This window comes from Commensalibacter intestini A911 (assembly GCF_000231445.1).
In the GTDB taxonomy this organism is placed as follows: domain Bacteria; phylum Pseudomonadota; class Alphaproteobacteria; order Acetobacterales; family Acetobacteraceae; genus Commensalibacter; species Commensalibacter intestini.
In genome coordinates this window covers 79,278-95,737 of record NZ_AGFR01000010.1, presented here as the reverse complement: position 1 = coordinate 95,737, position 16,460 = coordinate 79,278, and the positions used below count along the sequence as shown (strand labels likewise).

Genomic DNA, 16,460 nt, shown 5'->3' with positions numbered 1-16,460 from the left:
AAATTGTTAATGAGAATGATTATTAATATCACCACTTATACAAGGAAAATTGAAATGTCAATTTAATTGAGAATAATTATTATATTCATAAGCTATTGCAAATCATTCGCATATGTTATAAACACTGTATGTAATTGAGAATCATTCTCATAACATGCAATTCTATTTCATCATAGACCCTTTTATTTTCGGAACTACGCTATGTCAGAAGTCAAAGAACCCCTATTAACCTCCTCTTTACGCAACAGAACCAAAAGCACTCATGGTAAATTGGATGAACATCTAATGGGGCTTGGATTATTTTCCGACAAAGAAAAATATAAGATTTTTCTTACCTTGCAATATCATATTCATCAGGATGCACATCAGCTGTATGCGCACCCTCAACTCGCGCGCTTTATTCCAAATCTGCAACTCCGTAATCGCTTTGATAAAGTCAAAGAGGACATGCAAGATTTAGAAGTTCCTTTACCTCAAGCTGTTAAAGCGCCCCTCATCACAAATATCTCTGCTGCTGTTGGTGCGCTATACGTGGTTGAAGGCTCCAAACTGGGTGCTAAATATTTACTTCATTATGTCAGTATGATTGGTTTGTCTGATCAATATGGCGCCAAACATTTAGGGGCTGATGACGAAGGTCGTGGTGCATCATGGCGTTCTTTTCAATCTGCTATTGATACTGCTGATATTGATATTCCAGTTGCTGTACAGGCCGCAGAACAAACGTTTAGTCGTGTTTTCGATCATGTGCGTCATGTTACAGGATAATTTTAGCTTTATATTTTAACCACCCGCATCAGGATCTATGCCTCTTTAACAAACACTCTCCTGATGCGGTTTTTTTTACTAACTTTCATCTTACTCACCCGATCCTTAATGCTAAATGGAGACATTTCATGACCCCAATTTCCTTTTCACCATGGGCAATGTTTTTAGAAGCAAATATCGTTGTTCAATCTGTCATGATTATTTTATTTATTGGATGTTTACTAAGCTGGACAATTTGTATTGCGAAATCAATTGAGCTTTTTATCGTGCATAAAAACCTTTTAACTGAACAAGCTGAATTACAAAAATCTGGCAAAATAGAACAAGGTCAGATCAGTAAAAAAAGATGTATTGCAGGGGCGATGATTATGGCTGTTTTGGATGAATATAATTCTTCAAAAGGCATGACCCATGACATGACAGGCTTAAAAGAGCGTATCGCCATGACATTGGAGCGTGTCGAAGCCAGTGAAGGTCGCCGTTTATTAAAAGGCACTGGGTTGCTTGCTACGATTGGAGCAACTGCACCTTTCATTGGGCTATTTGGGACGGTATGGGGCATCATGAACTCTTTCACAGGGATCGTTGCCGCCAAAGCCACCAGCCTAACCGTCGTCGCCCCTGGAATTGCCGAAGCATTACTCGCCACCGCATTAGGCCTAGTAACCGCTATTCCTGCTGTTATTTTATATAATATTTTTTCTCGCCATATCATGCATTGCAGAGCCCATATTGCTGACTTAAGCTCTTTAATCATGCGCATTGTTTCTCGCGATGTCAGTCAAATGACTTCACAACAAGAAAAAGGCCAAGTCATTCAATTTGGTTTACGTGCTGCAGGAGAATAAATAATGATTAGGATGCGTCACAATGATGAAACCCCTAATGAAGTCAATGACATTAACGTCACCCCATTTATTGACGTGGTGCTGGTTTTATTAATTATTTTTATGGTGGCTGCACCGTTAAGCACCGTAAATATCCCTGTTAATTTACCTGCATCAACCGAGAAGACTACTCAAGCACCAACAAACCCTGTATTTTTAACGTTAAAAACCGATCAAACCTTATCTTTAGGTGAAGATAAAATCAATAAAGATCAACTTGCTGCTGCATTAGCAACTGCAACAAAAGGCAATAAAAACGAACCTATTTTCCTGAGAGCTGATAAAAAAGTAGACTATGAAAGCCTGATCACCGTCATGGATCAATTACGCTCTGCTGGATATTTAAAAGTTGCATTAGTAAATTTACAAAAAGAAGGCAATGCGCCATGAGCTCTTCTTTGCGTCAATTTTCACCTTTTATGAACAAGGTGCCAAATTTGTCTTTTCATCAATGGCAAAAAAGCCATCAGAAATATCAACAAAAACAAGATCGACTATTATGGAGCAGCGCTTTAATTGGCAGCTCCATTTTCTTAATGGGCATTGCATGGGTTGCATTCCACTTACCTCATCAAAAACCGCTACCTCTGACAACAGATGCTTCCCCTGCCATTATGTTAGATCTCTCCGCAGATTTAGCACCTCCACCACCTCCGCCCATGGCAGCACAACCCGAAGCACAGCCTTTAGAAGATCAGTCTCTACCTATTGATGCACCAACAGCACTTAATCCAGATATTACATTACCAAAAACACAAGCTGTTGAAAAAATTAAGCCTGTTGAGCATAAAAAAATAATACCAAAACAGCCTAAAGTGCTACATGCACAAAAGGCAACGCCACCCGCTCAACAAGCAACGAATACAGCCCCCTCCTCATCCAATACGATGACTTCATCATCGTCGAACAGTGCATCTTCTAGCGCTAGCTCTTCAAACGCTTCTTCTCAAACACAATCATCAATGAGTCCAGCTACTTGGCAAAGCAGTGTTTTGCAAAAATTAGAACGTTTAAAACGCTACCCTTCTGAAGCACAAAGTGACAAACAAGAAGGGATTGCCACGATTAAAATCACAATTAATCGCCAAGGACATGTCCTCGCATCTAAACTCTCCAAAAGCTCTGGATATTCTTTATTAGATAAAGAAGCTGTTGCCCTTGCCTATCGTGCCGACCCTTTACCAGCAGTGCCAGACACTATCAAAGGCAACAGCATTACGTTAAATGTTCCTATTGAATTTTATTTAAAATAAAACAATCAAAACAAAAAAGGAGCTAATTTTTCTGCTCCTCTTTGAACCAATATCAATCCTTTACGTCAAACGCTTTATATTATTGTGCATAAACTGAATTACCACTTGGTTGAACAATCGATGTATCTGCTTTCATCTTATTCCCACGAGAAACCATACAGGCTGTATAGGTTTGATCATATTGGGTTTGAATGCCTGCTTGTTGACCACTAGAATAGCTAGTTGCAGTCAGACCACCACCTAATGCACCACCAGCAGCACCAATACCAGCACCAGACGCCCCACCTAGCGCTCCTCCAAGTCCTGCACCTGCCGCAGTTGCCAAGACCCCTCCAAGAATACCTTTTTTATTTTGATGGGATGCTTGCCCCTTTACATCATCCGCTGCATATTTCTGACAATCTTGTTTTTCTTGTGCAAATTGCTCAAATGTTTTGCCTGGAGGAGGCAACATCTGAACGCGTGGGCCCATTGGTGTTTCAGCACAAGAAACCAGTGTAAAAATCGATCCCATCAAAACAACTGTGCGAAGGTTATAAATCTTCATTATTGTAAACCTATATCTACTAAAAAAATCAAAGTATAAAATATATAATATCAATTAAATTATTTGCAAAATATTTTTATACTTGATTACTAAAGTAAAATGAAAAAATTTTACTAAATCGTATTGTTTAATAATATGAACCACCCTTTTGATATTTATTACTATTTTGTCCATAAATATTGACTAATCATTGCTTATAGGACATTTTCCACAATATTCACTTACAGAGAATATCGATACCACAACACCTGGTGGAAAGTTAGTCTTTCATCTTTTTGGTGCATTAGCTCAGTTTGAACGAGACTTAATCAAAGAAAGAACAAACGCTGGACTAAAAGCAGCGAGAGATCAAGGTAGAATTGGTGGAAGACCTATTTCTATGACTGACGAAAAACTAAAAAAAGCAAAAGAACACCTAAAGAATGGGTTAAATGTCAGAGAAGCTGCTGCAAGAATAAAAGTGAGTAAAACCACTTTGTATAAAGCCTTAAATATCAAAAAATCGTATGAGTAAATGATCCGTTTTATTTTTTGATATGATCGATAATACTGAGTGACTTTCCTGCAAACTTCATAATACAATCTACAGGCAAGTTATATTTACTCTTTAAACAGCAATAAGCTCTTTTGGTTTTTCATCAACCAGATATAGTCGATCAGAAGAAACATGAACAATTAATCTTTGTTCTTTATCATCATTTTTAGGAATATTTAATAAAGCTTTCCCCTTAGTCCAACGACATGATATATGTTCTAATGTATGCCAACCGGATAAATCTGGTTGAGTAAGATGATCCATAATATTAGAAAATTTTATATGCTTAGCTGAATTCACAGACAAGATCTGTATATCTGCAACTAAAATACCCAACTCATGACGGTTATTTTCAAAAGGGCCAATCACATCACTCAGTCTACTTACTTTAGACATAAGATAAACATGACCAACATCTTCTTTTGGTAAAATAAAGGTATATTGACCTTTAAAATTAGATACTGGTTCAATAACCATACCATTTTCAGTCATCAAATGGAAATGAGGGTTATAGCTAACTTTTATAGGCCCTTGCGCCATCGGAACTTCCATCTCTACAGCACGTTGCACTAACTTACGATAAAGAGGCTCAACATAGTTACGCTCAACCATTAAAGGCGCACCAGCATCTTCTTCCCAAGTTTTTGGTTTGCTTGGACGCGTTAAAACAGCGAAATCACCATGTTGTTTAAATTGAGTTTGGTTGCCTGTATTCAAATATGTTTCTGTTAACATACCATCCGCCCAAATCACAGAATGCTCTTCAGTCTCGATATGATAATAAGTATAATTAGTAATGGAATAATCATAATAAATACTCGATCCATTCACTAACATCCGCGCAGGTACAAAATTACCATCAAAGAACAAACAATGTTCTGCGGTGATTAATAAGTCTTTATAAGGAACCCCTTCAGCAATCGCATCTTTTAATACTCTGACTGGATATCCAGCCTCATCATCATGAAGCATTGGATTAACACTGATTGTCTTACTACCGACCCAACGAATAATTTTAACTTCTTCTTTATTTTGTTGCCAATTAAAAATTAAAACTTCATCACCAATACGAATATCTTCAACAGCGACATCTCCTGTCGGTGTTTTAATCATCGATCCAGCAAGGAAACAAACTTCATAAACTAAATTACCATTTGCATCAGAAGCAAGCGTATATCCTTCATTTTCAGCCCCAGGAATATTCATAACGATTTTATTACCGTTATTGAGCGCTAACGTGACATAGTCACCATTTGCATTTCCATTTGCATCTTCATAAATGACATTATTAACATTAGAGGTGTGAACGCCTGCCAATGTAATTTTATCTGAACGGTCAGAATTCATTCCATCAAAATTCTTAATAACCGTTGTGACTGTGCCACCGTCTTCCAAGCCTGAGATCGTTAATCCACCAGCATTATATCCAAGAAGATTAATAGTTCCACCTGCATCTGAATATATTGTCGCATGTCCACCAGTATAAACGCTTACTTCACCATTAATTCTTCCACCAGAGGAAACATTAAGCAATCCCCCCAAACTCATATTAGTGATGTCTCCACCAGAAGAAACAATCACACTGCCGTTCAAATAAACATAAGTATCAACAGCACTTCCACCAGAAGAAATAATTAATGGTCCACCCGCAGAGACATTATGCACAATTGCTCCAGAATCCACGATCATATTACCACTTGCAAAAATATTCACGGTGGAAATAATCGTCCCAGAAGTCACTGTAAATGTTGTACTTGTATAAACGCTTGTATTCACAAAAGTAACCCCAGAAGAGGTCGTGAAATTCGTTGCCATAGAAGTATTCGACAGGATTGTTCCTGATGCTGCCACCAATTGAACGCCGCTATCAATATATGCATGGCTAATGATATTGTCTGAATTTGCAATTAGCTTTGCCCCAGAATTCAGATATGGATCTACAACAGTTGCTCCAGAATTAAGCGTCAACTGACCACCAGAATAAACCATAGCATTAATCACATTAACACCAGAGTTAATATCAAAATTTGCTCCAGCACTAAGTGTCATCCGAGATATGCTAACTCCTGAAGACGCAATCACCTGACCACCAGAATGAATATAAACATTAGAAATATTTCCATTTGGAGAAATATTCAATTCTCCTCCAGAGAAAATATACGCACCATTAACGCTCAACGCTGGAGAAACATCAAACTGCACTCCTGAATGAATACCTAAATTCACAAGAGGTACTCCTGCCTCAGTATTCAGTTGTCCGCCATAATACAGATCAATACCTTTCACGTTCGCATCGACATTAACGTTTAAGTTTCCTCCTGAAAAAATTGATATATTAGAAATGTTCACCCCTGAAGAAACTGTCCAATCTGCTCCCGAAGCAATATAGACACTATCAACAATAGCACCAGAATATATAGCAAACTCTGCCCCTGAAGTAATCGTCGTACTAAATGCACTACCCCCTGAATAAACAGTCAGTAAACCGCCTGAAGAAATCGTCGTGCTCATCGCACTTCCAACAGTGGAAACACCCACTTCTCCACCTGAAACAATCGTCGTCGTAGACGCTTTTCCACCAGCAGAAATAATTAACTGACCTCCGGAAGAAACCATTGTCTTAACAGCACTTGCATTTGCTGAAACGGTAAACTGACCTCCTGACAAAATCTGAGTATTATCAGCTTCTGCACCAGAAGAAATTGCCCAATCTATACCAGAAGTAATAGATGTACTGACAGCCGTTCCACCTGTAGAAATAATAAACTCTCCCCCAGGCGTAATGGACGTATTGACAGCAGAGCCCCCTGAAGAAACCGTCAATACTCCCCCTGAAGCAATGGATGTATTTGCAGCTGTTCCAAACCAAGACATAACTAATTGTCCACCAGAAGAAACGAGTGTATCCGTAACATTTCCTCCCCAATAAACAGTCAACAAACCTTCTGAAGATATCGTGGTATTAGAAGCCGTTCCGCGTGAAACATTTAACTGCCCTCCTGAAGAAATAAGTGTATCAGAAGCAGACCCCCCTATTAAAATAGTCATCTGTCCGCCAGAGTTGATCGAGGTCGCATAAGCACTTCCCCCAATATCAATGGTCAGTTCATCCCCAGAAGAAACAGTCTGATAATCAACAGTTTGCCCCATAGAAACAGTTGAATTTGTCATATTGAATATCCTTGATAAGAATAAATAGCCTCGTTATAAATTGAGAGTTATTTGTCGGTTTTTGATAATTTTGATGAGTTCGCAAGCACTAGATTATTTGATTTAAAAGCTTTTAAGTAAGAGTTAATTACCAATACAGATTTCTATTTAAAATCTTTTTCAAGCTTAGAGTATGATTTCATATTCTTATATCTTGTGAGAATTCTCTTAATAAAGATAGCAATCGTTAATAAAAACGATTTAACATGCTACAATCAACTTTCAAACCACGTTCTAAGAATAACTCCTTTATATTTATACAACTTAACAATGACAAATAACGAAACTCTAATCGTAACTTATAAGATCATTAACTTGCCAATATAATATTTCTTTTAATTTATATAATTTTTACTACTGAAATATATTTTTGATATAAAATTCTGTAAACTATTTTTACAAGTTTATAAACAAATATATCCGAAGTGTTACCTCTATGTAATATCCATTTTTATTATATAATTGTAATTTTTTTAATATATCATCATTTATTAGGTCTATATCTAATAAAAACGGCGCTATATAAGCGCCGCTTCCTTCATTTGACAAGGCAGTCAATGAAACTTAATCAAAGATATAATGATTAACCAAGTTTTCTAAACGCTCTTGATCACCACTCACTGCTTTAGGAGACAGATTATTGCTTTCAACATGTTTTGCAATGTCAGCAAGTGTCATTTTACCAGCAAGCATATCTTTACCAAACGCCGTATTCCATCCAGCATAACGTTTATCTGTATTAGCTTTTAATTGGTCATCTTCCATCATTTTTGCAGCACATTTAAGGGATAATGCCATCGTATCAATCCCACCAATGTGTCCATAGAAAATAGAGTATTTATCCGTAGACTGACGTCTTACTTTAGAGTCAAAGTTTAAACCACCCGTTTTGAAACCACCATGTTTCAAGATTTCATACATGATTAATGTATTTTCTTCGACACTATTCGGGAATTGATCGGTATCCCATCCTAGTTGTGGGTCACCACGGTTTGCATCCAAAGACCCAAAGAGATCCAAAGCAAATGCAGTTGCCACTTCGTGTTGGAAAGAATGTCCAGCAAGGGTTGCATGGTTCGCTTCAATATTTACTTTAATTTCTTTTTCAAGACCAAATTGTTTTAAGAATCCATAAATCGTAGAAACATCATAATCATATTGATGTTTTGTAGGTTCTTGTGGTTTTGGCTCAATTAACAAAGTTCCTTTAAAACCAATTTTATGTTTATTTTCAACAACCATTTGCATAAAGCGACCCAGTTGTTCCCGTTCTTTTCTAAGATCGGTATTTAAAAGGCTTTCATATCCTTCACGACCACCCCAAAGCACGTAATTTTCACCGTCTAGTTTATGGGTAACATTCATTGCATTGACCACTTGTGCAGCAGCATAAGCAAAAATTTCTGGATCTGGATTGGTTGCAGCACCGCCCATATAACGAGGATTAGTAAAACAGTTTGCTGTTCCCCATAATGGTCTGATCCCTGCTTGTGTTTGTTTTTCCAACATAATATCGGCAATCACTGCGGAGTTATGTAAATATTCTTTAATATTATTCCCTTCTGGAGCCACGTCGATATCATGGAATGCATAAAAAGGAACATTCATTTTATGGAAAAATTCAAATGCAACCTCTGCTTTTGCTTTGGCATTGGTTAGCGGATCAGAACTTGCTTGCCAAGGATATTGGAAAGATCCTGTTCCAAACATATCGGTTCCATTCCAACAGAATGTATGCCAATAACAAATCGCAAAACGAAGGTGCTCTGACATTTTTTTACCAAAAACAACTTCATCAGGGTTGTAATGACGGAAAGCCAAAGGATTTTTTGAATGTGGGCCTTCATATTGAATTTTTTGAACTTTATCAAAATAGTTTTGCATTTGAGATCTCCTTAAATGATCTGTGTACTTATTTTTGTAATGGATTATTCATGATGAATAATAAAAGTCGTCATAAGAGAATAAACAGAAACTTTATTTCCAAATTGCTTCTAGTTCTTCCAAAGATTTCCCTTTGGTTTCTGGAACAAACTTAATCATAAAGATCGCAGCGAGAATGCTAATCACTCCGTAAATCCAGTAAGAAAAACCATGATTAAATGTTTCTATGAGATAGGAGTTTTTATCCATAATCGGAAATGTCCATGAAACAAGGTAATTAGCCACCCATTGCACAGCAACAGCAATGGAAAGTGCTTTACCGCGAATAGAGTTTGGAAAGATTTCTGCCAATAGAACCCAACAAACTGGTCCCCATGAAATGGCGAAAGATGCGATATAAACCAACATGGATAAAAGAGCGAAAACTGGAGACATTTTTAAGAAAAATGCACATCCAAGGACAAGCATTCCTAAAGCCATGCCGAACGCACCGATAATTTGCAAAGGTTTGCGACCAAATTTATCAACTGTGAAAATAGCAAGCGTTGTAAAGGATAAATTAATAATCCCAACAATAATGGTTTGTAACAAAGCTGTATCAGTACTTGCACCCAAGTTTTTGAAAACTTCTGGCGCATAATATAATACGACATTAATCCCCATTAATTGTTGAAACGCGGATAATAAAATCCCAATAACAACTACGCCCATGCCGTATTTAAATAATTTAGCCCCAGATTCAGATGTGTTTGCAAGGGATGCCATAATTTCAGACAAAGCAACCTTTGCACGTTCTGGTGTTAAAATATTACTTAATACAGAGAATGCATGGTCTTTACGATGTTTTTCAACCAACCATCGAGGGCTTTCTGGTACGGTAAATAACAGAATGAAAAACAAAGTTGCTGGAATAGCAAGAGATAAGAACATATAACGCCAGCCTACTGTATGTAACCATGATTGATCGCCAGAGCTCGCAATGAAATAGTTCACACAATAGACCAATAATTGACCAAAAATAATTGCAAACTGGTTAAATGAAACCAATCGTCCACGTATTTCTGTTGGTGCAACTTCAGCAATATACATTGGGGATAACATAGAAGCCAATCCCACACCAATCCCACCAATAATGCGATAAATCACAAATTCAGGAATGTAATTAGATAAATATAAAGGCAATTGGTCGGTAACAATCTGATGAAACCCTGCCTCTGGATAGGCTGATCCTATCGCTGCAATAAAGAATAAAAAGGCTGCAAGTAATAATGCATTTCTGCGACCAAATTTATCACTGAGATATCCGCCAATATATCCCCCAATAATACATCCAATCAATGCACTGGCGATACAAAATCCTAACAAAGAATTCGCTGCTGTTTCACTGAGATGTTGAGGTTCAATAAATACTCTGGAAATAGAATCAACGGTTCCAGAAACCACCGCCGTATCATAACCAAATAATAAACCACCCAGTGTCGCCACAAGGGTAATTCGAAACACATAAAGTGTATTATACTGCTTATTCATCGTTAATCCTTAGTCTTTATTATTAGCCATGAATAAATCATTAAATAAGACATAAAGCCTTTTCTAAAATCCAAAAATATAGCATTAACTTATTGTAATAAAACAATAAATATCAGTTATTTTTGAACTAATACGAGTATATAAAACAAAAAATATGTTTCTCAATTATGAAATTTTATAAGTATTTTACGTTTTTTGTTTTTCTGCCAAAATATTCATCAATAAAACGTGATAACTATAAAAATGATCATCAGACTATACTGAAACAGAGTATGTATTAATCGAATTTAAAAGGTTCATGATCATGCCCCCTATCTTAGAATCAGAAGCGCGTATTCTTTTACTATTTAACGCTAATCAAGTTTATGATCGGCAAATTCTTAAAGGAATCGGTGATTTTTTACAAAGCCATCCTGTAAATTGGAATATTTATATTTCTGATAAATTAAGATGGGATCATCAAGAACATCGCCTTTTAAATTGTGATGGAATTATCGCCAACTATGATGACCATCATATAGAAACGATTGCACGAAATAGTTCATGTCCCATTATCGGCGTTGGTGCTTCTTTTCATAATAAAGAAGACTATCCATCCATTCCCTATGTTGCATCTGATAATCACGCATTAATCCAAGCCGCTTTTGAACATTTACGTAGTAAAGGGATTAAACAATTTGCACTTTATAGTTACCCTCCTAGTCGTCAAGCCAGATTTGCCTACGAACGAGAAGTCGCTTTTCAACAAATTTTACAAGAAAAAGGATATTCAGGATATTTATATCAAGGATTTGATATCACTTTAAATAATTGGCAAGAAAGTCTAGAAGAACTTTCTAAGTGGGTTCAAAAACTTCCAAAAAATACAGGGATTATCGCCGTTAATGACGCCAGAGCTAGACATGTTTTACAAGCTTGTAAACAGTTAAAGAAACAAGTTCCTGACGAATATTGTATTATTGGCATTGATAACGAGGAAGTCATTAACTATCTATCCAGCAATTTTATTTCTACAGTGACCCAAGGTACAGAAGATATTGGCTATCAAGCCGCCTCTTTATTACAAAAAATGCTGGATAATCAATCTATTCCTATCTCACAAATCCTTATCCCGCCCAAACAAATCATTGAACGTCAATCAACCGACTATCGTTCAATCCAAGATCCTTATGTCATTCAAGCCATGCACTATATTCGTCATCATGCTTGTAAAAACATCAAAGTCGAACAAGTCATTCAAACAGTAAAGATTTCACGTTCTAATTTAGAGATGCGTTTTAAACAAGAACTAAATAAAACAATGCATAATGTTATTTATGAAGAAAAACTTAGACGCGCACAATATTTATTAAGTCACACTACCATTGCTTTATCAAAGATTTCAGAACAATGTGGTTATCCTTCTTTACAATATTTTTACTTCTTATTTCAAAAAGAATTTAATAAAACACCAAAGCAATATCGTGCAGATCACTCTTATTCATGGTCAGACATTAGCTATTAAAACATTTTAAACACACCTCATTCGTTAAAGTATGTTTAAAATGTTTTATGATTGAAATGCATACGAAATATTTATAATATTTCATGATTTTAAATAATTATTTGTTTGTAATTACTATTTTCATCATGAAAATTTAGGAGCAAAATCATGGAAAAAACACCTGATTTGCAAACGGTATCATTAGAAGCTCTTGACCCATATGAAATGGCTGATAGAGCCGAAAGAATGATGATAACTAAAGTTAAAAAACCATTCTCAAAAGTCTTCATTGCCTCAACTTACGGTGGTTTTTTTATTGGACTGGCTTTTATCTTTTTTACATTAGTCACAACAGGATCGTCCACTATGCCTTATGGTATGGCAAAGCTGGTCGGAGGACTATGCTTTAGTATGGGGTTAATCCTTGTTGTCGTTTGTGGTGCTGATCTATTTACCTCTACAACCCTGACTTTTATTGCCAAAGAAAGTAACAAAATTACTTGGCGTCAACTTTTTAAAAACTGGGGATTTGTTTATTTTGGCAATTTTACAGGAGCCTTATTTCTAGTTTTCCTCGTTTATATGAGCGGACATCCCTGGGATGCGAATGGACAAATTGCTTTAAATTATATGAACATTATCGAACATAAACTACACCATTCTTTTATAGAGGCGGTTACCTTAGGAATCTTATGTAACGTGATGGTCAGTTTAGGGGTCTGGTTATGTTTCAGCTGTCGAACCAGTGCAGACAAAGTTCTCGTTCTTCTTTTACCAATTGCCATGTTTGTTGCTTGTGGATTTGAACATTGTGTCGCCAATATGTATGAAATCCCAATGGGACTTTTAATTAAAGACACCACGGCTCCTGAATTTTGGGTAGCTCATGGGATTGATATTGCTAAATATGCAGACCTCACATGGGGACGTTTCTTTTTGCATAACTTAATTCCCGTCACAATTGGCAACATTATCGGAGGCGCACTATTAATCGGTTGGGGAAACTGGTTATTATTTTTACGTCAACATACAACAAAACGATAATCAGTGACGCTTTAAAAATCTTATCTTCTCATAATAAAAAAAGCAGTATTTTCATACTGCTTTTTTTTATTGATCCTGCTCAATAGTTTATAAAAACAAACTAAGCTTGATTTTCTTTTTGTAATGCCACAGGTGCAACACTATCAAACATCTTTGTATCAGGCGCTTGTGCTAACATAACTGTAGAACTATTTCCAGTACCGCTTTGCCCTGCACTTAGGAAGAACTCTGTTAATACAGAATACGCATGATCAAAAATATCAGACTGAATTTCTTCGTATTTCTTCCAAACAACCGTATTACTGAAACAGTAAATCTCTAATGGCATCGCTGAAAAATCTGGTGCCATTTGACGAACCATACAGGTCATATTGTGATGCACAGAAGGATGCTGTTGAAGATATTCTTCTAAATAAGCACGATATAAACCTAAGTTAGTCAAACGACGACCGTTTAATACAGAAGCTTCTAAATCATATTTCTTTTCTTTATTAAATTGATCGATTTCTTCCGCTCTCTTAAGAATATAAGATTTTAATAAAACACTTTTTTCAAGCTTTTCGATTTCTTCTTTAGTCAAAAAACGAATAGAATTTGCATCGATTAAAATAGAACGCTTAATACGACGTCCACCAGACTCTTGCATTGCGCGCCAGTTAATAAATGAATCTGAAACCAATGCATATGTTGGAATCATGGTCATGGTATTATCAAAATTCTGAACTTTAACCGTTGTTAACCCAATATCAATCACAGTACCATCAGCACCATATTTTTCCATGGTTAACCAGTCACCAATTCTTAGCATTTTATTAGCAGATAATTGAATGCCTGCAGCTAACCCTAAAATAGAATCTTTAAACACCAACATGATCACCGCAGCCATCGCACCCAAGCCTGTAATTAGTTTCCATGGGGATTGGTCGATAACCGTAGAAATCATCACAATTCCAAAGAATAACGACGCTAATAACTTAACCCCTTGAAATATTCCTCCCAAAGGTAAATTACTGGATATCCCTAATCGATTGGAAAGGTGAATAACAATATTCAAGAAAGAAAAGAGTGAAAGCAACACATATAATGTAATCCATAATTTCGTACAAATCACAACGAGATAAAGGATAGACACACCATGTTGAGACCAAAATGTTGCTTGCCCTAATAATACGACACCTTGAACGACAAACGCTAAGCGATTAAAAAGCTGATCCTCAGTTAAGACTTGCACCCAAACCCAAGAGCTTTTTTTCGAAAAACGATCCAGTCTGGTTAGCACTAATCGATGTAAAATAAAGTGCAAAATGACCGCAGTGATTATAATAATCCCCACAGCCTCACCAAAAGTCATAAGAGTTTGAAACGGCACTCCCATTTTATCTAGCCACTGTGAAAAATGTTTTAGCATCTCTTGCATTAAAAATCCTTGTATCGTTTTATATAAAAGCACTCTCTAGTAAAACGAGTAATTATTGGCCCTTTTATATAGATTTATAGAAGCAACAAAGACCACATTACATGGCCTTTCCCTAAGAAAATATTCCAATCAATATTTGATTTTCTCTATAATTAGCACAATAAATATGGTGAGATTTTGGTCACTTTAATTTTTTTCTTGTTTCCAAACAACATCACGCCATCCACGCACACTATTAATAAAAGCAATCTTACAAGTTTCTTGCAGATCTTTTTTATAAATAATACGCTCTTTTATTTTACCTTGTGCTAACAAATGTTGCCTCATTGTGCCATTTAATAAAGCACTCTGTAAAGGGGGGGTAAACCATTCTCCTTGATTAAACCAAACAAAATTACCATTAACAAACTCTGTCACCTCGTTTTTTTCGTTAAATAATAAAATTTCATAATCTAATGTTACTTTGGGATAAAAGTCCCTCTTCGTCGTTTTATGATATAAAAAAACATTGTCTGATTGTACAGAGTTCTCAGCCCATGACGCATATAAAGGAGAAGTTAACAACGTGATTGATTGAGCTTCGCACTCAATCGCTCCTTTTTTATCTAACAACAATCTTACTTTCCATCGTCCTGCAGAATATTTGTCTTTTAATTGCTGTAAAGCACGTTCGATCTCATCCTGATGGAATGCAAAATCAAAATAAATAGCAGACGATTTTAAACGTTGAAAATGCTCATCATATAAAAAATACTTCCCATCCTCGAGTAACAAAGATTCTAATAAATGTTCTGGCACTTTAGACTGATATAAAACCTGCATCTTATGAAAAACCTCTTGATATTCATCTTGTGGCGTTGAATCCCAAGTAATGCCACCCCCTACCCCATAAGTTGCTTGTTGATCTTGAATAACCATTGTTCTAATTGGATCAGAAAAAATAGCCTGATCATTTGGAGTAATCACGCCTATCGCACCACAATAAACATCTCTTGGGCTTTTTTCTAACGCTTGAATAATTTTCATCGTGTTCGCTTTTGGGGCTCCCGTAATCGATCCACATGGAAATAAAGCCGTAAAAATATCCGTTAATGTGGTGTAATCTTTTAACTGCGCCGTAATCGTAGACGTTAATTGCCATACGGTAGGATATTTTTCAGCATCAAACAAAGAGGTTACTTTAACAGTTCCCTGTTGCGCAATTTGCCCCAGATCATTTCTCAGCAAATCTGTAATCATTAAATTTTCTGCATGATTTTTTTCATTATGCAAGATTTGTTGCTGCAACAAATCCTGTGCATTATTCATGCCTCTAGAAGCCGTTCCTTTCATGGGTTTCGTTAAAATCGTTCCATGATTGACCTCAAAGAATAACTCAGGAGATGCAGAAAGAATTTGGAAATGATCACTTTCTATATAAGCACTATAACGCGATTGCTGAGCTTGTAATAAATGCAAATAAAATGCGTAAGGATCTTGTTGAAACGCTGCCTTCATTTGCAACGTATAATTCACCTGATACGTATCCCCTTTGGCAATATGATCTTTAATTGCTTGTATTGCCGACTGATATTCTTCCCATGAAATATTCGGTTGCCATTGAGGATAAATCATTGACTGTTTCGAAGGCTCTGTATCAACAAAAATAGACGCATCAACAGGCTGATCGAAAATACCAAACCAAATTAAGGGTAAAGAACCCACAGAATGGGTTTGTAGATAAGGTCTAAATGCAGCAGCTGCTTCGTAGCTGATAAATCCAGCTGCGTAATGCCCTTTTTGAACTTCTTGTTCTATTCGTGCCAAACAAGGTAATATATCTGCTATAGTACTCGTTTGGATAATTTGTTTAGGATGGCTAAAAAAATAAGGGCTATCTGCAAAATCAAAGCGAAGTTTCAT

General features: G+C 36.3%; 13 protein-coding genes. 7 read left to right on the top strand and 6 right to left on the bottom strand.

Annotated elements, in window-relative coordinates; translation table 11 throughout:
• Positions 1–201: 201 nt before the first annotated feature.
• The 4 genes from CIN_RS09715 (at position 202) to CIN_RS09700 (ending at position 2,908) form a co-directional block, all read left to right on the top strand.
• Entirely contained in the window at positions 202–768 is a 567-nt protein-coding gene (locus CIN_RS09715) for a biliverdin-producing heme oxygenase (RefSeq protein ID WP_040364360.1), read from the top strand.
• Between the two features lie 128 nt (positions 769–896).
• Complete coding sequence (gene exbB, locus CIN_RS09710) at positions 897–1,616, top strand: tonB-system energizer ExbB (protein ID WP_008854923.1); 720 nt, start codon at positions 897–899, stop codon at positions 1,614–1,616.
• A 3-nt stretch (positions 1,617–1,619) separates the two neighbouring features.
• Positions 1,620–2,045 carry a TonB system transport protein ExbD gene (gene exbD / locus CIN_RS09705; RefSeq protein ID WP_040364359.1) on the top strand — a complete coding sequence of 142 codons (426 nt, stop codon included), beginning with the start codon at positions 1,620–1,622 and terminating at the stop codon, positions 2,043–2,045.
• Positions 2,042–2,908 (top strand): energy transducer TonB family protein, encoded by an 867-nt coding sequence (locus CIN_RS09700; protein ID WP_008854921.1) that lies wholly within the window; start codon positions 2,042–2,044, stop codon positions 2,906–2,908. Before exbD ends, CIN_RS09700 begins: the two co-directional genes overlap by 4 nt.
• Before the next feature lie 79 nt (positions 2,909–2,987).
• Here CIN_RS09700 and CIN_RS09695 read toward each other — a convergent pair whose 3' ends face one another.
• Positions 2,988–3,455, bottom strand: coding sequence for a glycine zipper family protein (locus CIN_RS09695; RefSeq protein WP_008854920.1), 468 nt, complete (start codon positions 3,453–3,455; stop codon positions 2,988–2,990).
• A gap of 190 nt (positions 3,456–3,645) precedes the next feature.
• On the opposite strand from CIN_RS09695, the gene CIN_RS09690 reads away from it, so the two are divergent.
• The gene (locus CIN_RS09690) at positions 3,646–3,969 is read left to right on the top strand and encodes a recombinase family protein (protein WP_008854919.1); all 324 of its coding nucleotides are present in this window, start codon (positions 3,646–3,648) and stop codon (positions 3,967–3,969) included.
• Positions 3,970–4,062: 93 nt separating this feature from the next.
• On the opposite strand, the gene CIN_RS11575 is transcribed toward CIN_RS09690, so the two are convergent.
• The 3 genes from CIN_RS11575 to xylE all read right to left on the bottom strand — a co-directional run bounded on the left by CIN_RS11575 (position 4,063) and on the right by xylE (position 10,614).
• Complete coding sequence (locus CIN_RS11575; protein WP_008854918.1) at positions 4,063–7,161, bottom strand: Hint domain-containing protein; 3,099 nt, start codon at positions 7,159–7,161, stop codon at positions 4,063–4,065.
• Positions 7,162–7,764: 603 nt separating this feature from the next.
• Positions 7,765–9,084 (bottom strand): xylose isomerase, encoded by a 1,320-nt coding sequence (gene xylA, locus CIN_RS09680; RefSeq protein ID WP_008854917.1) that lies wholly within the window; start codon positions 9,082–9,084, stop codon positions 7,765–7,767.
• Between the two features lie 93 nt (positions 9,085–9,177).
• Positions 9,178–10,614 carry a D-xylose transporter XylE gene (gene xylE / locus CIN_RS09675; protein ID WP_040364358.1) on the bottom strand — a complete coding sequence of 479 codons (1,437 nt, stop codon included), beginning with the start codon at positions 10,612–10,614 and terminating at the stop codon, positions 9,178–9,180.
• Positions 10,615–10,918: 304 nt separating this feature from the next.
• Here xylE and CIN_RS09670 point away from each other — a divergent pair, with 304 nt between their 5' ends.
• Both CIN_RS09670 and focA read left to right on the top strand, forming a co-directional pair.
• On the top strand, positions 10,919–12,118 hold the full coding sequence (locus CIN_RS09670) for a XylR family transcriptional regulator (protein ID WP_040364357.1): 1,200 nt from the start codon (positions 10,919–10,921) through the stop codon (positions 12,116–12,118).
• Positions 12,119–12,265: 147 nt separating this feature from the next.
• Positions 12,266–13,141 (top strand): formate transporter FocA, encoded by an 876-nt coding sequence (focA, locus tag CIN_RS09665; protein ID WP_008854914.1) that lies wholly within the window; start codon positions 12,266–12,268, stop codon positions 13,139–13,141.
• A 100-nt stretch (positions 13,142–13,241) separates the two neighbouring features.
• Here focA and CIN_RS09660 read toward each other — a convergent pair whose 3' ends face one another.
• Together CIN_RS09660 and pabB are read right to left on the bottom strand one after the other, a co-directional pair.
• Complete coding sequence (locus CIN_RS09660) at positions 13,242–14,558, bottom strand: mechanosensitive ion channel family protein (RefSeq protein ID WP_008854913.1); 1,317 nt, start codon at positions 14,556–14,558, stop codon at positions 13,242–13,244.
• Between the two features lie 186 nt (positions 14,559–14,744).
• Positions 14,745–16,460, bottom strand: coding sequence for an aminodeoxychorismate synthase component I (gene pabB / locus CIN_RS09655; RefSeq protein ID WP_008854912.1), 1,716 nt, complete (start codon positions 16,458–16,460; stop codon positions 14,745–14,747).